18 protein-coding genes and 1 pseudogene are annotated in these 19,469 nt (G+C 73.1%); 11 read left to right on the top strand and 8 right to left on the bottom strand.

Annotated elements, in window-relative coordinates; genetic code table 11:
- Positions 1–218: 218 nt before the first annotated feature.
- Complete coding sequence (locus IAG42_RS32215) at positions 219–1,268, bottom strand: LacI family DNA-binding transcriptional regulator (protein ID WP_188340474.1); 1,050 nt, start codon at positions 1,266–1,268, stop codon at positions 219–221.
- Between the two features lie 227 nt (positions 1,269–1,495).
- Between IAG42_RS32215 and IAG42_RS32210 the strand changes: the two genes are divergently transcribed.
- Positions 1,496–2,983 (top strand): APC family permease, encoded by a 1,488-nt coding sequence (locus IAG42_RS32210; protein ID WP_188340473.1) that lies wholly within the window; start codon positions 1,496–1,498, stop codon positions 2,981–2,983.
- Entirely contained in the window at positions 2,980–4,062 is a 1,083-nt protein-coding gene (gene dapE / locus IAG42_RS32205; protein ID WP_188340472.1) for a succinyl-diaminopimelate desuccinylase, read from the top strand. The genes IAG42_RS32210 and dapE overlap by 4 nt, the downstream gene beginning before the upstream one ends.
- A gap of 34 nt (positions 4,063–4,096) precedes the next feature.
- On the opposite strand, the gene IAG42_RS32200 is transcribed toward dapE, so the two are convergent.
- Positions 4,097–5,677, bottom strand: a complete 1,581-nt coding sequence (locus IAG42_RS32200) for a PucR family transcriptional regulator (RefSeq protein ID WP_188340471.1) — start codon at positions 5,675–5,677, stop codon at positions 4,097–4,099.
- A gap of 143 nt (positions 5,678–5,820) precedes the next feature.
- On the opposite strand from IAG42_RS32200, the gene IAG42_RS32195 reads away from it, so the two are divergent.
- Both IAG42_RS32195 and menC read left to right on the top strand, forming a co-directional pair.
- Positions 5,821–6,723 carry a chorismate synthase gene (locus tag IAG42_RS32195; protein ID WP_223206243.1) on the top strand — a complete coding sequence of 301 codons (903 nt, stop codon included), beginning with the start codon at positions 5,821–5,823 and terminating at the stop codon, positions 6,721–6,723.
- A gap of 1 nt (position 6,724) precedes the next feature.
- On the top strand, positions 6,725–7,828 hold the full coding sequence (gene menC / locus IAG42_RS32190; RefSeq protein ID WP_188340470.1) for an o-succinylbenzoate synthase: 1,104 nt from the start codon (positions 6,725–6,727) through the stop codon (positions 7,826–7,828).
- Positions 7,829–7,849: 21 nt separating this feature from the next.
- Here menC and IAG42_RS32185 read toward each other — a convergent pair whose 3' ends face one another.
- Positions 7,850–9,226 (bottom strand): NAD-binding protein, encoded by a 1,377-nt coding sequence (locus IAG42_RS32185; protein WP_188340469.1) that lies wholly within the window; start codon positions 9,224–9,226, stop codon positions 7,850–7,852.
- Between the two features lie 390 nt (positions 9,227–9,616).
- On the opposite strand from IAG42_RS32185, the gene IAG42_RS32180 reads away from it, so the two are divergent.
- Entirely contained in the window at positions 9,617–11,206 is a 1,590-nt protein-coding gene (locus IAG42_RS32180; protein WP_188340468.1) for an acyltransferase, read from the top strand.
- A gap of 30 nt (positions 11,207–11,236) precedes the next feature.
- Here the strand turns inward: IAG42_RS32180 and IAG42_RS32175 are convergent, their stop codons facing one another.
- Positions 11,237–11,707 (bottom strand): hypothetical protein, encoded by a 471-nt coding sequence (locus IAG42_RS32175; protein ID WP_188340467.1) that lies wholly within the window; start codon positions 11,705–11,707, stop codon positions 11,237–11,239.
- Positions 11,708–11,815: 108 nt separating this feature from the next.
- On the opposite strand from IAG42_RS32175, the gene IAG42_RS32170 reads away from it, so the two are divergent.
- Both IAG42_RS32170 and IAG42_RS32165 read left to right on the top strand, forming a co-directional pair.
- Complete coding sequence (locus IAG42_RS32170; protein ID WP_188340466.1) at positions 11,816–12,295, top strand: GNAT family N-acetyltransferase; 480 nt, start codon at positions 11,816–11,818, stop codon at positions 12,293–12,295.
- Positions 12,296–12,298: 3 nt separating this feature from the next.
- The gene (locus IAG42_RS32165) at positions 12,299–13,498 is read left to right on the top strand and encodes a MalY/PatB family protein (protein WP_188340465.1); all 1,200 of its coding nucleotides are present in this window, start codon (positions 12,299–12,301) and stop codon (positions 13,496–13,498) included.
- A 13-nt stretch (positions 13,499–13,511) separates the two neighbouring features.
- On the opposite strand, the gene IAG42_RS32160 is transcribed toward IAG42_RS32165, so the two are convergent.
- Together IAG42_RS32160 and IAG42_RS32155 are read right to left on the bottom strand one after the other, a co-directional pair.
- The gene (locus IAG42_RS32160) at positions 13,512–13,922 is read right to left on the bottom strand and encodes an SRPBCC family protein (RefSeq protein WP_188340464.1); all 411 of its coding nucleotides are present in this window, start codon (positions 13,920–13,922) and stop codon (positions 13,512–13,514) included.
- 286 nt (positions 13,923–14,208) lie between these two features.
- On the bottom strand, positions 14,209–14,442 hold the full coding sequence (locus tag IAG42_RS32155; protein WP_188340463.1) for a hypothetical protein: 234 nt from the start codon (positions 14,440–14,442) through the stop codon (positions 14,209–14,211).
- A gap of 240 nt (positions 14,443–14,682) precedes the next feature.
- Between IAG42_RS32155 and IAG42_RS32150 the strand changes: the two genes are divergently transcribed.
- Entirely contained in the window at positions 14,683–16,407 is a 1,725-nt protein-coding gene (locus IAG42_RS32150; protein WP_188340462.1) for a tetratricopeptide repeat protein, read from the top strand.
- 150 nt (positions 16,408–16,557) lie between these two features.
- Positions 16,558–16,947, top strand: a complete 390-nt coding sequence (locus tag IAG42_RS32145) for a hypothetical protein (RefSeq protein WP_188340461.1) — start codon at positions 16,558–16,560, stop codon at positions 16,945–16,947.
- 114 nt (positions 16,948–17,061) lie between these two features.
- Here IAG42_RS32145 and IAG42_RS38145 read toward each other — a convergent pair whose 3' ends face one another.
- Together IAG42_RS38145 and IAG42_RS38140 are read right to left on the bottom strand one after the other, a co-directional pair.
- Positions 17,062–17,541 carry an FtsX-like permease family protein gene (locus IAG42_RS38145; RefSeq protein ID WP_223206242.1) on the bottom strand — a complete coding sequence of 160 codons (480 nt, stop codon included), beginning with the start codon at positions 17,539–17,541 and terminating at the stop codon, positions 17,062–17,064.
- A 46-nt stretch (positions 17,542–17,587) separates the two neighbouring features.
- The gene (locus IAG42_RS38140) at positions 17,588–18,082 is read right to left on the bottom strand and encodes a hypothetical protein (protein ID WP_223206241.1); all 495 of its coding nucleotides are present in this window, start codon (positions 18,080–18,082) and stop codon (positions 17,588–17,590) included.
- Between the two features lie 23 nt (positions 18,083–18,105).
- Here IAG42_RS38140 and IAG42_RS38135 point away from each other — a divergent pair.
- Both IAG42_RS38135 and dhaK read left to right on the top strand, forming a co-directional pair.
- Positions 18,106–18,228 (top strand): annotated as a pseudogene (locus tag IAG42_RS38135) (DNA-binding response regulator); the annotation flags it as partial.
- Between the two features lie 242 nt (positions 18,229–18,470).
- Positions 18,471–19,463, top strand: a complete 993-nt coding sequence (gene dhaK / locus IAG42_RS32135; RefSeq protein WP_188340460.1) for a dihydroxyacetone kinase subunit DhaK — start codon at positions 18,471–18,473, stop codon at positions 19,461–19,463.
- The last annotated feature ends 6 nt before the right edge of the window (positions 19,464–19,469 follow it).

Raw genomic sequence — 19,469 nt, 5'->3', positions numbered from 1 at the left:
GTCGCCAGACGGTCCGGGTCGCCAGACGGTCGACGCCGTCAGACGACCCGTGCCATGCCACCGCGCACGCACGGCCCGGGCGCCGTCAGGCGGTCCGGGGTCGTTCGACGGCCCGCGCCATCGGACGGTCCGCGCCATGCCACCGCGCACCCACGACCCAGGCGCCGTCAAGCGGCCCGGGTCGTTCGACGACCCGCGCCGTCAGGCGGCCGGCGCCGTCAGGCGGTCCCTGCCGTGCCGTCGCGCACCGATGACGCCCGGGCGATCAGCCGGGGTTCGGGGGCGGCGGCCGTCGGCGGGGTGGCGGTGTCGCCGCGCAGTCGGCCGAGGAGGAGTTCGACCGCGGCGGCCGCCACCTGGTCGAGGTGCAGGTCGACGGCGGTCAGGGGCGGTTCGCAGGTGCGGGCGCGGAGCCCGTCGTACCGGGTGACGACCATGACGTCGTCGGGGACGGTGCGCCCGCTGTCCCGGATCGCCCGGACCGCGCCGACCGCGAACGCGTCGACCAGGGCGCAGACGGCGTCGGTCTCGGGGTGCTCGGCAAGCAGCGCGGCGCACCGCTCGTACCCGGCCTGCTCGCCTCCGGGCTCGGGGACCTGGGCGACGACCGTCTCCCAGCCGTGCTCGGCGGCGCGGCGCTCGTAGGCGGCGAGCGCGTCGACGGTGGAGTGCCGGGAGCCGGCTCCGACGATCAACGCCGGGTGCCGCGCGCCCTGTTCGTGCAGATGGTCCAGGAGCAGTTCGGCGACGCGGCCGCCGTGCAGGTCGACGTACGGGGCGTCCTCGTCGGGCGAGACCGGGCGGCCGAGCGCCACGTACGGCAGGCCGCGCTCGCGCAGTTGCGCCGCCGCCGCGTCCTGGACGTCGGGCTCGACCACGATGGCGCCGTCGATGTCCACGGAGTACAGCGCGGAGCCCGACTGGACGGGCGGGACGAGCACGAGGGCGTAGTCGTGCAGGAGCGCGCTCTCGGCGGCGGCGGCCGCGACCTCCATATAGAACCCGAGCCGGGAGGGGCCGCCCGCGACGGCGAAGGGCATGGAGGAGGCGAGCGCGATGGCCTTCGCCTGTCCGCGCCGCAGCCGCTGGGCCCTCAGGTTGGGCCGGTAGCCGAGGTCGGCGGCGACCTTCTTGATCCGCTCCCGGGTGCGCGGGTCGACCTTGCCGAGGCCGTTGAGCGCGTGCGAGACGGTCGTGCGCGACACCCCGGCGACGCGGGCGACATCGGCGATCGTCGGCGGCCTCGGGGTGGAGGCGGAACTGGCCATCTGCGCGCGTGCTCCTCGCTGGCGGGAGGGGTGGACACGACCATCTTCGCCGATCGGGGCGGCCCCGGCCGGGACGGGGTCGCCGCGGGGCCCGGCACGCTGTCGCATCGGCCAACGGCGGGCGCTCCGGTTGTGCGGATCCACCGTTGTCCGGCCCCCGGCGTTCCCGGAGGATCCCCCGCATCCCTGGTGACGGCCGGGGACGCGAGGCACCCCCAGGAGGAACCATGGGCCGATGGGCCAGCCAGCTGTGTCGCCGTAAACCGCTCGGCTCGATGATCGAGGAGGCCGACGCGGAGGAGCCCGGCGGCCTCCGACGGACCATGGGGCTCGGGCAGTTGACGCTGATCGGCATCAGCTCCGTGATCGGCACCGGCATCTTCTTCGTGCTCGGCACGGGCGTGCCGAAGGCCGGGCCCGCGGTGATCCTTTCGTTCGTCGTCGCGGCGGTCGTCGCGGGGCTCGGGGCGCTCTGCTACGTCGAGTTGGCCGGTGCGGTGCCCGTGGCGGGCAGCACCTACTCGTACGCGTACGCCTCCCTCGGTGAGGGGGCCGCCTATCTCGTCGCCTGGTGTCTGGTCCTGGAGTACGGGGTGGCCGCGTCGACGGTCGCGGTGAGCTGGGGGCAGTACCTGAACGAGGTGACGGGCACGCTGTTCGGGTTCACGCTGCCGGACGCGATCAGTCAACCGCCGGGCGCGGGCGGCCTGGTGAACGTGCCGGCCCTCGTGGTGGTGCTGCTGTGCTCGCTGCTCCTGGCCCGGGGCACGCGCGAGTCGGCGGCGGTGAACGCGGTGATGGTGGCCGTGAAGATCGGGGTGCTGCTGTTCTTCGCGGCGGTGGCGTTCACCGCCTTCGACCGCGGCAACTTCGCGGACTTCGCGCCGCACGGCATGACAGGCGTGGGCCTGGCGGCCTCGGGGGTCTTCTTCACGTACGTGGGCTTCGACACGGTGGCGACCGCGAGCGAGGAGGTGCGCGATCCGCGGCGCACGATCCCGCTGGCGCTGCTGCTGACGCTCGCGGCGGTCACCGCCCTCTACATCCTCGTGTCGCTGGCGGCGCTCGGCGCCCAGCCGGCCGCGCGCTTCGGCGAGCAGGCGGACGCGGGCGAGGCGGTCCTCGCGCAGATCCTGCGGGACGTGACCGGCACGAGCTGGCCCGCGCTGGTGCTCTCGGCGGGTGTCGTCGTCTCCATCTTCAGCGTCGTGCTCGTCACGCTGTACGGGCAGACGCGCATCGTCTTCTCGATGGCGCGGGACGGTCTGCTGCCCCAGGTGTTCCGCCGGGTGGACCGCAAGCGGCACACGCCCGTGCACAACACGTGGGTCGTGGGGGCGCTGGTCGGCGGTCTCGCCGCGTTCGTGCCGCTGCAGTACCTGGCGGACCTGACCAGCATGGGCACGCTCATCGCGTTCGTGGCGGTGGCCGCCGCGGTGATCGTGCTGCGGCGGATCGCGCCGGACGCGCCGCGCTCGTACCGGGTGCCGCTGTACCCGGTCGTGCCGGTGCTCGCCGCGCTGTCCTGTCTCTACCTCGCCTGGCTGCTGCCGGGCGTGACGTGGACGCTGTTCGGCTGCTGGCTGCTCCTCGCCGCCGTCCTCTATCTGTGCTTCGGGCGCCGGCACTCGGCGCTGCGGGAACCGCGCGACGGCGACGCCCCGGCCGGGCGCGAGCCCGTCGGCGTCACGGCGGACGTGGAGGCGGGCGCATGACGCACACGCTTCCCGAGGCGGCCGTGCTCCGGCCGGCCGGAGATCTGGTCGAGCTGACGCGCGCGCTGGTCGACGTGGCGTCGGAGAGCGGCTCCGAGGCCGCGCTCGCCGACGCGGTGGAGGGCGCGCTGCGGGCCGCGCCGCATCTGACGGTCGAGCGGATCGGGCACTCGGTCGTCGCCCGGACCTCCCTCGGCCGCGCCGAGCGGGTCGTCCTCGCCGGGCACCTGGACACCGTCCCGGCCTGCGACAACCTGCCCTCGCGCCTGGTGGACGACCGGGTGTACGGGCTCGGCGCCTGCGACATGAAGGGCGGTGTGGCCGTGGCTCTTCAAACCGCCATGACGGTCACGGCGCCGACGCGGGACGTGACGTACGTGTTCTACGAGTGCGAGGAGGCCGACGCCGCGCGCAACGGGCTCGGGATCATCGCCGCCGCGCGGCCCGAGCTGCTCGCGGGCGATCTGGCGATCCTCCTGGAACCGTCGGGCGGCCTGGTGGAGGGCGGCTGCCAGGGCTTCCTCACCGCGGACGTGACCGTACGGGGCCGGCGGGCGCACACCGCGCGCGCCTGGCAGGGCGTGAACGCGGCCCACCGCGCGGCCGAGGTCCTGCGCCGCCTGGACGAGCACGGCGTGCGCGAGGTGGTCGTCGACGGGCTGGTGTACCGGGAGGGGCTGAACGCGGTGGCCGTGCGGTCGGGGGTGGCGAGCAATGTCGTACCGGACACCTGTGTCGTCACCGTCAACCTCCGCTTCGCGCCCAGCTGTTCGCCGCAGGAGGCGGAGGCGCGGGTGCGTGCGCTGTTCCCCGAGCACGAGGTGGACGTGACGGAGGTGGTCGCGGGCGCGCTGCCGGGGCTCGGCCGGCCCGCCGCGGCGTCGCTGCTCGCCCGTCTCGGCACCGAGCCCCGGGCGAAGCTGGGCTGGACGGACGTGGCCCGTTTCGCCGCCGCGGGCGTGCCGGCGCTGAACTTCGGGCCCGGCGACCCGTCGCTCGCGCACACCCCGGACGAGTACGTGCCGGTAGCCGAACTGCACGCGGTACGGGCGGCGTTGACGGACTGGCTCACCGGCTGAGCCGGGTTCCGTGCGGCCTGCAGGCCGGTCGCGCTCAGGCGCGGCCGGCCCGCAGGCGCGCGAGGATCCGCAGGTGCAGCCAGAGGACGAGCCGCTCGTCGGGGTCGTCGAGGTCGATGGCCAGGTGCTCCCTGATCTGCTTCAGGCGGTAGCGGCAGGTGTTGGCGTGCACGGCGAGGAGGCGGGCGGCCCCGGCCATGTCGCAGCCCGCGTCGAAGTAGGCGATGAGGGTGCCCGCGTAGTCGGTGCCGTGCCGCTCGTCGTGGTCGAGGACCTGCTGCCAGGGACCGGTCGTCAGGTCGGCGCGCCGGTCCAGCACTTCGCCGAGCCGCAGCAGGGTGACGCGCGGGCGCACGTCCTCGATGGCGGCGACGCTGCGGTCCTCCTCCAGGACGGTGAGGACCCGGTCGGCGTCGTCGCGTGAACGGGCCACCTCGGCGAGGCCCGTGACGGCGCCGCCGAGTCCGGCGCGCACAGGGCTGCGCAGCGCGAGGGCGGCCTGCCGCGTGAGGTCGTCGATGAGCCGGCGCTGGCGGCCGCCGTCCGGGCCCGCCTCGGGCAGCAGCGCGTACACGGTGTCGTCGACGACCACGCAGGCGTGCCGGCCGTAGCGGGCCTCGCACTGGAGCCGGACGTGGTCGAGGAGGCGCAGGGTGGCCTGGGCGCTGTCGGCGGGGGCGACGGCGGGATCGTCGAGGACGAACGCGACGACCCGGACCTTGGCGTCCTCGGCGAAGCCGAGCCTGCGGGCGGCGGTCGCGGGCGCCGCGGTGCCGTCGAGCAGGCGCCTGAGCAGGTCCCCGTACTGGTGGCGGGTGAGGTCCTCGGCGGCCCGGGCACGCAGCAGGTGGAAGGCGGCGGTGGAGGCGCCCTGGGCGAGGATGTCCTCGGCGTCGGGCGCGAGCCGGCCGCTGTCGATCACCCAGAGCGAGCCGAGGATCTCGCCGCCCGCGCGGATGGTGACGGCGAGCCGCTCGATCTCGCCCGGCTCGGTGCCGGGCAGCCGCAACGGGCGGGCGGCGGCGTGGAGTCGGCGGTACTGCTCGGTGTTCTCGGGGCTGTCCGGGACCTGCCGGCCGAGGATGCCCTGGCGGCGGACGTCGTCGATCACCTGGCCGTCGACGGTCGAGTAGGCGAGGATGCGCCGGCGCGGGTCCTCGACGGTGGTGGCGCCGCCGGCGGCCGCGGCGATCGCGTTGGCGAGGGCGAACAGGTCGCCGAGCGCGGAGGCTCCGGCGCCCTGGGCGACGGGGGCCGGTCCGGCCTGGACGGCCGAGGCGATCAGCAGGTGGACCCGGTGCCAGGACGCCTCCTCGTCGACGGCGAGCAGCGCGACCCCGTGCGCGCGGGCGGCCCGCTCGGGCCCTCCCTCGCCGCGCACCACGAGCCCGGTCAGGCCCGCCGCGGCCACGGCCGGTACGAGGTCGGCGGCCGCGGCGGCGGTGACCCCGACCGCGAGCAGGAGTCCGCCCGGGGTGTACGGCACGGGCACTCCGGGGTCGTGGAGCAGCACCTCGGTGACCGGGACCGCGGTGCCGGCGGGTGCGGCGACGATCCGGAGGGCCGGCTGCCCGAGGGTGTCGAGCAGCGCCTCGAGCGTGCAGTCGGCTTGCATGGGGGCGCCTCCTCGGCTTCGTCGACGCACGATTGTCGCCTCCGGCGGACGGGCCGCGGATTATCGGATCGCATCATGAGACCGGCCGAGCGTTGCACGAACGCGCAAAGACGGCCGCCCCGCGGATGCCCAGACTGGCAGCCATGATCAGTGCTACGACAGCAAGTGCCGCGGCGCCGCCCGGGGCACCGGACGACGACGGCGGCGCTCTGGAGCGGGCGGCGCGCGCGGCGGCCGGTTCGGCGGCGGCCGCCGGTGTCACGGTGCGGACCGTCGGCGACCTGTCCGGGCTGCGCGCCGTGACGGACTTCCTCGCCACGACCTGGGGCACACCGCCGGGCGCGCCGCCGCTGCCCGCCGACGTCATGACCAGCGCGGTGCACGCGGGCGGCGCGGTGCACGCCGCGTACGCCGGGCAGGAGCTGGTGGGGGCGGCGGTCCTGGTGTTCCAGCCGCCGGCGGAGCGGGCCGTGTACTCGCTCGTCGCCGCGGCGGCGACGTCCGACCGGGGGGTGGGTCTCGCGGTGAAGCAGGCGCAGCGGCTGTGGTCCCTGGAGCGGGGCGCCGAGCGCATGCAGTGGACGTTCGACCCGCTGCTCGGCCGCAACGCCCGCTTCAACCTGGTCAAGCTGGGCGGGCTGGGCACCGAGTACGTCGTCGACTTCTACGGGCCGCTCGACGACGGGTTCAACGGTGGCGACGAGAGCGACCGGCTCACCGTGACCTGGGATCTGCGCGATCCGCGCAGCGCCGTCGACGACGGGGCGTCCGGCCGGGCCGGCGCCGAGACGCTGTGCCCGGCCCCGGACGGCGGGCCGCTCGCGCTGCGGTCCGGGGAGCGGCTGTGGTGCCGGGTGCCCCAGGACGTGCTCGCGCTGCGCGCCCGCGACCTGCCGGCCGCGCTGCGCTGGCGGCACGCGGTCCGTGAGGTGTTCACCGGTGCGTTCGCCGACGGGTACACGGCGTCCGCCCTGTCGCGCGACGGCTGGTACCTGCTGACCCGCGCCGCCGCGAGCGGCGCCCCGACGTCCGCCCAGGAGGGCTGAAATGAAGATCGAGCGTGTCGAACTGCTGCACATCGCGGTGCCGTTGGTGAAGCCGTTCCGTACCTCTTTCGGTACGCAGACCAGCAAGGACACGTTCCTGCTGCGCGTGGAGACGGACGCGGCCGAGGGCTGGGCGGAGTTCGGGGGCGATCCGGACCCGCTGTACAGCGCGGAGTTCACGGCGGGCGCCGAGCTCGTGCTGCGTGACTTCCTGGTGCCGCGGGTGGCCGCCGTACGGGACCTGACCTCGGCGAAGGCCGGTCCGGCGATGGCCGCGGTCAAGGGCCACTACATGGCGAAGGCGGCCCTGGAGACGGCGCTGCTCGACGCGGAGCTGCGGGCGGCCGGGATGTCGTTCGCGACGTTCCTCGGCTCGGTCCACGACCGGGTGCCGGCAGGGGTCTCGGTCGGCATCAAGCCGTCCGTCCCCGAACTCCTCGACGACGTGCGGCAGTACCTGGACGAGGGGTACGTGCGGATCAAGCTGAAGATCGAGCCGGGCTGGGACCTGGAGCCGGTCCGTGCGGTGCGGGAGCAGTTCGGCGACGCGCTGCCGCTGCAGGTCGACGCCAACACGGCGTACGGCCTGTCGGACGCCGAACACCTGCGGAAGCTGGACGAGTTCGGGCTGCTGCTGATCGAGGAGCCGCTGGACGAGGACAACCTGTACCAGCACGCGCAGTTGCAGCGGCGGATCGCGACGCCGGTCTGTCTGGACGAGTCGATCCACTCGGCGCGGGACGCCTCGGCGGCGATCGCGATGGAGGCCTGCCGGGTCGTCAACATCAAGCCGGCGCGGGTGGGCGGCTACCTGGAGGCCCGCCGCATCCACGACCTCGCGCGGGCGGCAGGGGTCCCGGTGTGGTGCGGCGGGATGCTGGAGACGGGGATCGGCCGGGCCCCGAACCTGGCGCTTGCGGCTCTGCCCGGGTTCACGCTGCCCGGCGACACGTCGGCGTCGTCGCGGTACTTCGCGCAGGACCTGACGGAGCCGTTCGTCCTGCGCGACGGGCACCTGGACGTGCCGCAGGGTCCCGGGATCGGGGTCGACCCGATCCCGGAGGTGCTGCGGCGGTTCACCGTGGCGCGCCGGGCCGTGGGATAGCGGGCCGGGCGACCGGCCCGCTCAGTCCTGGGCGGCGTCCCAGGTCCGCAGGTCCACCACGCGGTCGTCGGCGAACAGCGCGCACGTGCGGCCCTCCGCCACGAACACGCTGCGCAGTTCGGCGTCGAGGACGGTCGCGGCGACGAACGTGCTGACGATCAGCGGGAAGTCGCACACCGCGCCGATACGGAAGAGGGACTGGGACTCCGTCGTGACCGCGTCGCCGCCCGCGCGCAGCACGATCCGCTGGTCGCGGGCGACCGCACGGGCGGCGACCGCGACGGAGATGTTCCCCAGCCCGTCCGAGGCGACGGCGGCCAGCGCACGGGCCCGGCGCACCGAGAGCCGCTCCAGCAGGAACCGGTCGCCGCCGCGGCCGATGACGACGGGAATGTTCAGCGAGCGGGCCAGCGGGAGGCAGCCGGCCCGCCGGTCGCGCTCGACGGCGACGACCTTCACGCCGAGGTCGCGCAGCCACGCGGAGAGCCGCAGGCCGACCTGGCCGAGGCCGACGACGATGACGTGGTTGCGGCGCGGTATGGAGCGGGCCCCGAGGATGCTGGTCATGCGGTGCCCGGTGAAGCGGTCGACGACACCGGCGGTGAACACGGCCGCGAGGACCAGCACGCCGATCATCGACGCGGCGGAGAACACCTTGTACCAGCCGGGCCCGTGCTCGGCGGCGTGCGAGGACCCGACCGTGGTGAGCGTGCGGGCCGCGTTCCACACGGAGTCGGTCCAGTGCTCGTGCAGGACGAGGACGCCGAGCGCGACGTCCGTGGAGTAGGCGAGCAGCAGCGCGACCAGGCTGCAGACGAGCGCCTTCGCGGACGTGCCGAGGGAGCGGAACCAGGTGCCGGCGGGGCTGCGCGGGTGCGGCTGCGGGGCGGTGGCCAGGGCCCGCCGGGGCAGGTGCTCGACGCGTGTGGTCACGCCTTCGCGCCGTACGCCCACGAGGTCGTCGCCGACGGGCTGCAGCATCGCGTACTGGGGCGCGAGACAGCTCGCCAGGAGGCTGGGCAGGATCGCGTCGGTCATGGACAGGGCGGTGCAGTTGGGGACGGTGCGGGAGACCTCCTCGGCGACGGTGCGGTCGAAGATGGTCACGACGAGCCGCACGCCGGGCCTGAGGTGCTCGGCGAGCAGCGCGTAGCGCAGGGCGACCATGTCGTCGCGGGAGACGACGGCGACGCTGTCGACGGGGCCGGCGAGCTGCTCGCGCAGGGTGTCGTCGTCGGGGCGGGGCAGTCGGTGCGCCGTGCTCCCCCAGCGTTCGATGCAGGCCGCGGCGGAGCGTCCGAGGGCCTCGTCGTCCTCGATGATCACGACCTGACGGCCGGTGGCGGGCACGTGCGAGCGGGCGTCGCCGCGCGGGTCGCGGGTGGTCTGCGGGCTCAAGCTGTCGGCCTCTCTGCCAAGACGGGGCCGGGGACGGCGTCCTCGGTGCCCTGTGATCCGGAAGGCGCGGCAGTGCCTGATCGAGGCCGGCGCGTACGCTCCGGCGCCGCCCGGCCGGTTCGCCCGCGCTCACGGGGTGAGGAGCGCGGCCGGTCCCGGGCGGGTCCGAAGCGGTTCTCTTTCTAACAGCCGCCCCGGCTGCCCCGATTCATCACGATGTACAAAACCGCGCGGCCGACTCCGTACATCTGTCGAATGCGCCCACCGGTTCGGTCTCGTATGCGGGGCGCCTCGAGGGAGGCGCTCGGCAGAGCCCGCCCGACCGCCTCGGCGCCGTACGGGGCCCTCGGCGCTGTACGGGAGTCCTCCGCGCTGCCATGATCGACGATCATGCGCATCGATGAACTGGGCCCCCTGGAACGTCAGTTGTGGCACGCCTACCCTCAGGGCCGTCCTGTCGAAGGCCGCCCCGGCTCACCGGAGGCCGCCCGGCCCGCCGTCCGTGCCGAGTTCCTCACGGCCCTGCTGCTCGGCGCCGGTCCCGAGCCCGCGCCGGGCGATCGCCCCGCGCTCCGGCTCGGCGGCGTGTCCGTCACGGGCACGCTGGACCTGCGGTTCGCCGAGATCGCCGCACCGATCGCCCTCACGGACTGCCACTTCGCCGGGACACCGCTCCTCAGCGGCGCCCAGATGCGCGAACTCACCCTCTCCGAGTGCGTGCTCCCCGGTCTGATCGCCGACACGGCCCAGATCCTCGGAACGTTCTCGCTCACCCGCTGCCGGCTGTCCGGCCCGCTGGTCCTCACCCGCGCCGAGACCCACAGCGACCTGGACCTCACGCACACCGTGATCTCCGCCCCGGACGGCGAGGCGGTGTCGGCCGTACGCCTGCTCACGGGCGGCCACCTGTTGTGCACCCGCCTGAAGGTGACCGGGGGCATGCGGCTCACGGGCGCCTCGATCGCCGGCGAGTTCGACCTGGAAGGCGCCCATCTGAGCCGTCCCGGCGACACCGCTCTGGACGCTTATCACGTCCAGGTCGGCGAGGACTTCACCTTCCACCCCGGTTTCCGCGCCGAGGGCCGCATCATTCTGTCGGGCGCCGTGGTGGGCGCGGCCGTCGGCTTCTGCGGCGCCCGTCTGCACCACCCCGGCGACATCGCCCTCGAAGCGATCGACGTCACCGTGAACCGCAACGCGGACCTCGGAGCGGGCCTCACCGTGAACGGCGGCATCACGCTCGACGGCAGTGTCATAGGCACCCGGCTCAGCTTCGCGGACGCCACCCTGTCCCGGCCCGGCGGCACCGCGCTGTCGCTGCGCCTGACCGAGGCCCGCGAGACCGATCTGCGCACCCGGGTCCCGGTCGACGGCACGGTGGACGCGGACAACGCCCGGCTCGGCGTCCTCTACGACTCCCCCGCCACCTGGCCCCGCCGGCTGCGGCTGTCCGGCACGGCGTACGACGCGCTCGCCACCCCGCTGACCGCCACGGAGCGGCTCGCCTGGATCCGGCGCGGCACCGAGGCGTACCTCCCGCAGCCCTACGAACAGCTCGCGGCCGCCTACCGGCGCCTGGGCCACGAGGACGAGGCCCGCACCGTCCTGCTCGCCAGACAACGCCACCGCCGCTCCGCGCTCCCCCTGCACGCGCGTGTGTGGGGATACGTCCAGGACGCCACGGTCGGCTACGGCTACCGGCCCGGCCGCGCCGCCCTGTGGATCATCGCCCTCCTCGCCGTGGGCGCGTCCTTCTTCTCGGAGCACCGGCCCGCCCCGCTCGAAGCGGCCAAGGCCCCTCCATTCAACCCGGTGTTCTACGCGCTGGACCTCCTGCTCCCCCTGTTCGGCTTCGGCCAGAAGGCGGCCTACGCACCCCACGGCGCCGGTCAGTGGCTCGCCTACGCGCTGACCACCGCCGGATGGGTCCTGGCGACCACCGTGACCGCGGGTGTGTCGCGGGCCCTCAACCGCCAATGATCCGGCCGGTCCGCCGGGCCGCGCCGCCGGTCAGAAGGCGGCGAGGCTCGCACGCGCCGTGTCCATGAAGAGGGTCTTGTGCTCCTCCAGGTGCTCGTTGACCTCGACGTCGCCGATCTCGCGCCAGACCGCCTGGTTCAGCGCGCGGGCGTAGGCGCGCACCGGATCGTGAAGACCTGCGTGGCCGACGAGCACGAGGTGCCGCTCGGCGATCCAGAGCCGGCCCATCGCCGCCGAGGCCGCGCCGAGCCACGCCTCGTCCTCGCCCCATTCCTCGGGCCGGCGATAGGCCACCCCTTCGGCCTCCTGCACACAGGCCAGGAAGTCCTTGATCGCCTGGAGCTGTTCGGCCCGGCGGGCCTCGCGGTCGGCGACGGCCTGGCGGCGTTCCTCCAGGCGCTCGGCGGAGCGCTGCGTGGCGCGTTGGGAGAGGGCGGTCAAGCCACCGCCGAGGAGGACTCCGGCGAGGGAGAACAACGGTGCCCACACTTCGGTCGCCACGCGGCGCTCCCCCTCTTCGCGGTTCACGACTGGCTCGGCACATCCCTTGGCCCAGCCCCTCCGGCGTGCCAGCATCCACCTCGTCACGCATCGCGGCAAAGGAGATTCATGCGGGAGACACCTCAGGGCGGCATCGCGGGCGAGGCGACGCTGCTCGTTCCCGCCACCGAGGAGCATCTGCCCCTGCTCGCCCGCTGGTTCGCCGACCCCGAGTTCGTCCGCGGATGGGGCGGACGGCCCCTCACCCGCGAGGAAGTGGCCGCCAAGTACACCGGGCGGCGCCGGCCCGCCGTGGAGTCGCTGCTCGTCCTCCAGGGCGCCGATCCCGTGGGCTACGCCCAGTACGTCCCCGCCGGCCCGCTCGAAGGGGGCATCGACATGGTGCTCCTGCCGCGCGCCCAGGGGCGGGGCCTCGGCCCCGACGCCGCCCGCGCGCTGGTCCGGCACCTCCACACCGTCCTCGGGTGGGAGCGGGTGACGGTCGATCCCGAGGCCTGCGACCACCGGGCCGTCAGGGCCTGGACCAAGGCGGGCTTCCGGCCCGTCGGCCCGCAGGGGAGCCAACTGCTGATGGAGTCGCTGGAGTGAAGCATGAAGGATGAGTCCTCGATCTTCGACGAGCCCGTCGACCGGAAGAAGTCCAACTCGATGAAGTGGGCGTCCGCCGGACAGTTCCTCGCTCCGGACGAGGCGGCCGCCGACCCGCTGCCGCTGTGGGTGGCCGACACCGACTTCAAGGCGCCGCCCGTCGTCCTGGACGCGCTCCACGTGGCGGTCGACCACGGCGTCTTCGGCTACCCGGGCGGCGCGACGGACAGCTATCTGGGGGCCGTGACGGGCTGGCAGGCCAAGCGCTTCGGCTGGGACGTGGACCCGGACTGGACCGTGCCCACCTCCGGCATCCTCACCAGCCTCAAGACGGCCGTCCAGGCGTTCTCCGCGCCGGGCGACTCCGTCCTCATCCAGCCCCCGGTCTACGGCCACTTCCACGAGGACGTCCGCCTGAACGGACGCTTCCTCACTCACGCGCCCCTGGTGCGGACCGAGGACGGCTACGCCTTCGACGCGCACGCCTTCGAGGCGGCCGTCCGCCCCGACACCAAGATCTTCATCCTGAGCCACCCGCACAATCCGACCGGCACCGTGTGGTCCGAGGACGAGCTGCGGACCATGGGCGAGATCTGCGCCCGGCACGGCGTCCTCGTGATCGCGGACGAGATCCACCAGGACCTCGTCATCAATCCGGCCAAGCGGCACGTCCCGTTCGCGTCACTCGGCCCCGAGTTCGCCGGCAACAGCATCACCTGCACGGCGCCGAGCAAGACGTTCAACCTGCCGGGCCTGCAGTGCGCCAACGTGTTCATCCCCGACCGCCGGCTGCGCGAGGAATTCTCCCGCCGCTACGAGCGCAATCTCATGCCGCTGGTCAATGTGCTCGGCATGGTGGCCGCCGAGGCCGCCTACACCCACGGCGAGCCGTGGCTGGAGGAACTGCTCGTCTACCTGCGCGGCAATCACGCGCACTTCGCCGGCTCCGTCCACGCCGCCACCTCCAAGGTGCGGGTGCTGCCCGCCGACGCCCTCTACCTCGCCTGGATGGACTGCCGAGACCTCGGGATGGACGCGGCCGCACTCGAACGGTTCATGCTGCTCACGGCCCGGCTCTGGTGCGACCCGGGGCAGAAGTTCGGGAGCGAGGGCCACGGCTATCTGCGCGTGAACCTGGGCTGCCCCCGCTCCACCGTCGACGAGGCGATCTCCCGCCTCACCACCGCCGTCGCCGGACTCTGAGCGGCGGACGGGGTCAGGCGATCTCGTCGAGCAGCGCGTCCAGACGTTCCAGGACATGCGGCCAGCCCTGGCCCATTCCTTCGTACGCCTGTCCGCCCAGGGGCGAGCCGAGGTCGAAGCCCGCGTGGGTGAGCACGAGCCGGGTGCCGTCGCTCTCCGGGCGCAGCGTCCAGGTGACGACGGTGTCGAGGGTGCCCTCCGCGAACCGGTAGGCGAGGACGCGCTCGTCCTCGACCTCGGTCACCTCGCAGGGCTGGCTGCCGAAGGTGCCCATGTCGAGGGTGAAGCGGTGCCCGACGACCGGCTTGACGTCACCGGCGGCCCACCAGCGGGCGTGCAGATCCGGCTCGGTCAGGGCCTCCCAGACCTTCCCGGGGGCGTGCTCCAGGAGCTTCTCGCAGGTGATCGTGGCGTGCTCGGTCATGGCTCGCTTCCTTCTCGCTCGTCGTCCAGGAGCAGTCTGCAACGTGACGGGCCGCACGGCACTCCGGTCCGTGGGGACGTCTCGGACAGCGGAGGGAAGGCGACCCTGTCGATCTCGACCGCCTGGCCCAGGGCCGCCAGATCCACGGATCCCGCGCGGCCGTCCCTGTTCTCGTCCTGCACCGTGTCGGGGCAGGCGTCGTATGACGAGACGGTCGAGGGCGCCGGCCGGCTGCTCCGACGGCGTTCCGCCGAAGCAGCCGCTCATGCAGTACGAGCTCCCCTGATCAAAGGATGTGGATCCGCTCCAGCTCGCCGTCCTCGGTCCGGATCATCAGCTCGTGCCCCTTGGCCCGCTCACGCTCGACGAATCCGAGCAGCAGCACCGCCCGGTTGATGACATCGGCCTTGCTCACGCGCCCCGTCTCGGCCAGTTCATTGACCGCGACGACCGCCGGCGGCACCAGAGTGACCGACAGGCGCTCGCTGGCCGGGTGATCGGGATGTGGTGTGACAGCCATGACGTTCACTCCTGCCTCAGGCCTCCGAAAGGACATCTGAAGTGAATCACATCCACACCGATAACGCACCACATTCGCTCCAGACGCGCACCATCTAGTCCGGATCGAGGCACCGCGCAGGTGGCCCCCGAATGAACTCCCCGGACCCGTCGCAACCTTTCCTGAGTGCAGCACGTGCCTGTACAGGGTGGAGGCAGGACGGCCAGGGGAGGGCTCGCCGTGGGGGATGTGGACAATGGGATGCTGGGCACCGAGCGGGACCTGGTCGAGGCGCGGCGACGCGTCGAGGACACGCGGCGGCGCACGGCCGGAGCCCCGGGACGGCACGTACTGCCCGCCCTCGGCGAGGCCTTGGGACACCTGAGCGCGCTTCTTGTCGAACGGCCGGAGCACCATGACGAGTTGACCGAGGTCGAGGCGGAACTCGTCGACGTGTGCCGACAGTTGGCCGGGGTCGATGCGGCGCAGTGGCGTGCGGCGCTCGCGACGGCGCTCTACCGGCAGGCACTGACCCTCGGGGTACTGGGGTGGCGCAGTCGAGCGCTGGAGCCGGCCCGGGAGTCCGTGGAGTTGACGCGGCTTCTCGTCCGGGACGAGGGCGAGGGGCGGCTGCCCGCGCTGGCGGCCTCCCTGACGTGCCTCGGCAATCAGCTCGCCGAGCTCGGCCGGCACGAAGAGGCACTGGCGCTGATGCGTGAGGCGGTGGGCGTACGAGGAGGAGTCGCCGGGGCGCGGCGGGGGCCGTCGAGTCCGCAGGACGAGGCCGAACTCGCCTCCGCCGAGAGCGATCTGGGGATCAAGCTCGGCGAGATGGGGCGGCGGCAGGAGGCGGCCACCGTGCTCGGCCGCGCCCTCGAACGCTACGAAGCGCTGCGTCCGGCGGGCGCCGCCGCGCTTCCCCACTGGGTCACCGTGTTCGCCCTGGTCCGCGAGCTGACCGCGCTCGGCCGCGCCGAGGAGGCCCGCCCGCTCATGGGGTGGGCCGCCGCCCAGTACCGCGAACTGGCGCGCACCCAGCCCGACATGATGGCCCTGTTCGTCGAGACCCTGCGCCGCTACGGCTGGTCCATGACCGAGGACGGCCGCCTGGCGCCGGCGGAAGCCGTCCAGGGTCCGGTCGATCCGGCCGTACGGGACCGCGTCCGGCGGCGTTCCGAGCAGGGGCTCGCCCTGGCGTCGGCGGGCGAGTACGGGCCCGCGCACGGGGCGGCACAGGATGCCGTCGACCTGTGCCGGCAGGCGTTGGAGGCCGGTGCCGGCCGCCACATGTCGATCGAGCTGGCGCGCTGTCTGCACAACCTGGCGCTCGTCGCGGCGTGGAGCGGCCGGCGCGCCGAGGCCCTGACGGCCGTGGACGAAGCGGTGCGCCTGTACCGGGGTGCGGTCGCCCACGATCCCGATGTGGTCCGTCCGCTGCTCGCGTCCTCCCTCGACAGCCTCGGCACCCGGCTCGCGACGCTGGGGCGGCATCCCGCCGCGCTGGCCGCCGCCGAGGAGTCGGCCGCCCTCCACCGCCGGCTCGACCAGGCCGAACCCGGCATGCACCAGAGCGAGCTGGCGCGCGTGCTCAACAACCTCGGCATCCGGCTCACCGACAACGACCGGCACGAGGACTCGCTGCGGATCGCGCGCGAAGTGGTGGACCTGTACCGGCAGTCGCTCCGCACCGGGCGGCAGGACGGTCCGGAGGCAACGCTCGGCCTCGTCCACGCACTGGCCAATCTGGCGCTGCGGCTGGCCCGCACCGGGCGCGACGAGGAGATCCTCGCGCCCACGATGGAGGCCGTGCGCCTGCTGACCGAGCAGAGCGGAACGCACCCCAGGAGCGACGACGCCGCCCTGGCCGAATCACTGGGCCGGCTCGGCGACCGACTCATACGCGGCGGGCATCGCGGACCCGGCCGCAGCGTCACCCGGACCGCCCAGCAGCTGCGCCGCCGACCCCCGCCCGCCGACTTCGAATAGCGTCGGATCCGGCACACAAACAACCCCGAAAGTCGCTACCTCAAGTTCGGCTCAAACCAATTGCTGGCACTATCCTCACGTGCCAGAGTTGATCACGACCCGCCCTGCAAGAGCAGGGTGCAACCAGACCTTTCTTTCGGGGGTATTTTCATGCTGAATTCTGTTCGGACGGGCGCCAAGGCCACGGCCCTTGCGGTACTGGCCCTGCCCCTGCTCGGAAGCACGGCCTACGCCGCGCCGCAGGCCGCCACCTCTGCTGCCGCGCAGGCGAGCGGCCCCGTCTACACCTCGTGGGGCTGCCACAACAACCCGACGGTCAACCGCTTCAACACGTCTTACACGCCCGGGAACAACACCGTCACGGTCTACTACAACAACCACTGCAACCACAGCGTGAACTTCCACGTCGACTTCTTCGACACCAAGAACCAGGTGAAGCACAGCTCGGCATGCGTGACGGTTCCGGCCGGCGTGAAGGGCAGCAAGAAGTTCGACAAGAGCATCTTCGACAACGTCACGGGAGCCTGGAGCGGGTGCTGACCTCACCCTGACGTCCGCGTAATCCTTTCAGCGGAATTGGGCTGAGCCGGAGGGGTGGCTTTTCGCGGTAAGAATCTCTACCGACTTTCGTACCGCGAAAGCCATCTCTCTTTTCTACTCGGCGCGCAGAGCCATGACGGTCCTCGACCTGGCGGTCCGGACAGCCGGCAGCAGTGCGCCGAGGACGGCGATCAGCAGGCCGCCGAGGACCAGCAGGACGACCCCGGTCGGTTCGTACACGTTCAGGACCGAGGCGGGCAGGCCGATCTCCGCGCTGTCACCCATGACCGGCACGATCGCGTGATGCAGGGCCATGCCCAGCGGAACTCCGAGGGCGCCACAGGCCAGGCCGGTGAGGGCGGCCGAGACGACGACGGCGACGACGGTCTGCCACGGCGTCATGCCGAGTGCCTTGTGGATGCCCATCTCGCGAGCTCGTTCGCGGGTGTCGAGAAGGACGCCGTTGAGGACACCCAGGCCTGCCACGGTCACGAGCAGAACGGTGAGCAATGCGGTCAGGGAGTTGAGGGCGACGACTTGATCGCTGCCGTTGCCGGGACCGGGCCGCTCGGCGACGAGGCGCAGGGGCTTCAAGTCGGCGTTGAGCGCGCGAGATAGCCGGCGGGGTCGGTTCCGGCTCTCAGGGCATGGAGTAGCTGGTGAGGTCCAGTTCGATGTCTGCCGCGGTCAACGTGGCGACGTCGGCGCCCGCGGCGGCCACGAACGGCACAGGCACCAAGGCTTCACCGGGCGCGTCGATCCACTGGCCGGTGACCATCGCGTAGCCGCCCCGGACGGCGTCGCCGTGGAAGGCAATGACGTCCGTCGAGCCGCTGACTCCGCCGACGGTGACCTGACCGGTCGCCTGGCCGTAGTGGGCGCGGGTTCCGGGCTGCTGGTCGATCGTCGCGTCGAGCGCCGCGGGGTCCGCCTTCGCGAGGGCGTCGGCCGCCGCGGCGGCTTCCGCCTCGGCCTGCGGGTCGGGTCCTGGCGGGGCATCGGCCGGTGGTGCGTGCAGATCGATCGTCACGTCCGCGGTGTGGTGGGCACGCGCCTCGGTCACCTCAGCGAGCGACGAGCCCAGACCTGCGGCGAAGGTGACGGCCGCCGTGCCGAACACCGCGGCGGCCACCATCGCGGCCGCGCGCCGAGAGGGGCCCCGGCGAACCCCGGGTCATCATCCTGACCACGTTCGACCTCGACCACCTCGTCTACGCGGCCCTCGGCGCCGGGGCCGGCGGATTCCTCCTCAAGGACGTCACACCGGAGCACCTCACCGCCGACCGGCACCGTGATGCGGGGACGAACATCAGGAACACCACGCGCACAGACCCGAGGCATTCATCCGATCCAGGGGTAGCGCAGGTGCCCCTCGCTCCCGCAGGGTCGATACTGCCCGACAGCAGCACTCCGACCGTTCGCCACTCGACGCGCCATGACCAGCCGACCACCCGTCACCGACGCGGGCCTTGGGTCAGCATCTGGTCAGGCGCCTGTCCACCAGCCTCACCCCGGAGGTACCCATGAGGATGCTGATCAATGTTCCCGAGACCGTTGTCGCCGACGCCCTGCGCGGCATGGCGGCCGCGCACCCCGAGCTCACCGTGGACGTGGAGAACCGGGTGATCCTGCGCAAGGACGCGCCCGTCGCCGGGAAGGTGGCGCTGGTGTCGGGCGGCGGGTCGGGGCACGAGCCGCTGCACGGCGGGTTCGTCGGGCCGGGGATGCTCAGCGCGGCCTGCCCGGGCGAGGTGTTCACGTCCCCGGTGCCGGATCAGATGGTGCGGGCGGCGGCCGCCGTGGACAGCGGGGCCGGCGTCCTGTTCATCGTGAAGAACTACACCGGTGACGTGCTCAACTTCGACATGGCGGCCGAACTCGCCGAGGACGAGGGCATCCAGGTCGCCAAGGTGCTGGTGAACGACGACGTGGCGGTGACCGACAGCCTGTACACGGCCGGGCGGCGCGGCACCGGCGCCACCCTCTTCGTGGAGAAGATCGCCGGGGCGGCGGCCGAGGAGGGGCAGCCGCTGGAGCGGGTCGAGTCGCTCGCCCGGCAGGTCAACGAGTCGGCGCGCAGCTTCGGCGTCGCGCTGAGCGCGTGCAGCACCCCGGCGAAGGGCTCCCCCACCTTCGATCTCCCGGAGGGCGAGCTGGAGTTGGGCATCGGCATCCACGGGGAGCCGGGGCGTGAGCGGCGCGGAATGATGACCTCCGGGGAGATCGCCGACTTCGCCGTGCACGCGGTCCTCGAGGACCTGAACCCGACGAGTCCGGTGCTGGTGCTGGTGAACGGGATGGGTGCGACGCCGCTCCTGGAGCTGTACGGGTTCAACGCGGAGGTGCAGCGGGTGCTGGCGGAGCGGGGAGTGCCCGTGGCCCGCACCCTGGTCGGCAACTACGTCACGTCCCTGGACATGGCCGGCGCCTCGGTCACCCTCTGCCACGTCGACGAGGAGATGCTGCGGCTGTGGGACGCGCCGGTGGCGACGGCGGGTCTGCGCTGGGGCCGTTGACCGGCA

It is taken from the genome of Streptomyces xanthii (genome assembly GCF_014621695.1).
Lineage (GTDB): Bacteria > Actinomycetota > Actinomycetes > Streptomycetales > Streptomycetaceae > Streptomyces > Streptomyces xanthii.
This window is presented reverse-complemented; position numbering and strand designations above follow the sequence as displayed.

Bases quoted from the DNA above. Each gene is read 5' to 3' on its own strand.
- IAG42_RS32160 (WP_188340464.1), bottom strand. From the start codon at position 13,922: ATGACCGAGCACGCCACGATCACCTGCGAGAAGCTCCTGGAGCACGCC.
- IAG42_RS32165 (WP_188340465.1), top strand. From the start codon at position 12,299: ATGAAGGATGAGTCCTCGATCTTCGACGAGCCCGTCGACCGGAAGAAG.
- IAG42_RS32215 (WP_188340474.1), bottom strand. From the start codon at position 1,268: ATGGCCAGTTCCGCCTCCACCCCGAGGCCGCCGACGATCGCCGATGTC.
- dhaK (WP_188340460.1), top strand. From the start codon at position 18,471: ATGAGGATGCTGATCAATGTTCCCGAGACCGTTGTCGCCGACGCCCTG.
- IAG42_RS32195 (WP_223206243.1), top strand. From the start codon at position 5,821: ATGATCAGTGCTACGACAGCAAGTGCCGCGGCGCCGCCCGGGGCACCG.
- IAG42_RS32210 (WP_188340473.1), top strand. From the start codon at position 1,496: ATGGGCCGATGGGCCAGCCAGCTGTGTCGCCGTAAACCGCTCGGCTCG.
- IAG42_RS32145 (WP_188340461.1), top strand. From the start codon at position 16,558: ATGCTGAATTCTGTTCGGACGGGCGCCAAGGCCACGGCCCTTGCGGTA.
- IAG42_RS32155 (WP_188340463.1), bottom strand. From the start codon at position 14,442: ATGGCTGTCACACCACATCCCGATCACCCGGCCAGCGAGCGCCTGTCG.
- IAG42_RS32180 (WP_188340468.1), top strand. From the start codon at position 9,617: ATGCGCATCGATGAACTGGGCCCCCTGGAACGTCAGTTGTGGCACGCC.
- menC (WP_188340470.1), top strand. From the start codon at position 6,725: ATGAAGATCGAGCGTGTCGAACTGCTGCACATCGCGGTGCCGTTGGTG.
- IAG42_RS32150 (WP_188340462.1), top strand. From the start codon at position 14,683: ATGCTGGGCACCGAGCGGGACCTGGTCGAGGCGCGGCGACGCGTCGAG.
- IAG42_RS32170 (WP_188340466.1), top strand. From the start codon at position 11,816: ATGCGGGAGACACCTCAGGGCGGCATCGCGGGCGAGGCGACGCTGCTC.
- IAG42_RS38140 (WP_223206241.1), bottom strand. From the start codon at position 18,082: ATGGTGGCCGCCGCGGTGTTCGGCACGGCGGCCGTCACCTTCGCCGCA.
- IAG42_RS32200 (WP_188340471.1), bottom strand. From the start codon at position 5,677: ATGCAAGCCGACTGCACGCTCGAGGCGCTGCTCGACACCCTCGGGCAG.
- dapE (WP_188340472.1), top strand. From the start codon at position 2,980: ATGACGCACACGCTTCCCGAGGCGGCCGTGCTCCGGCCGGCCGGAGAT.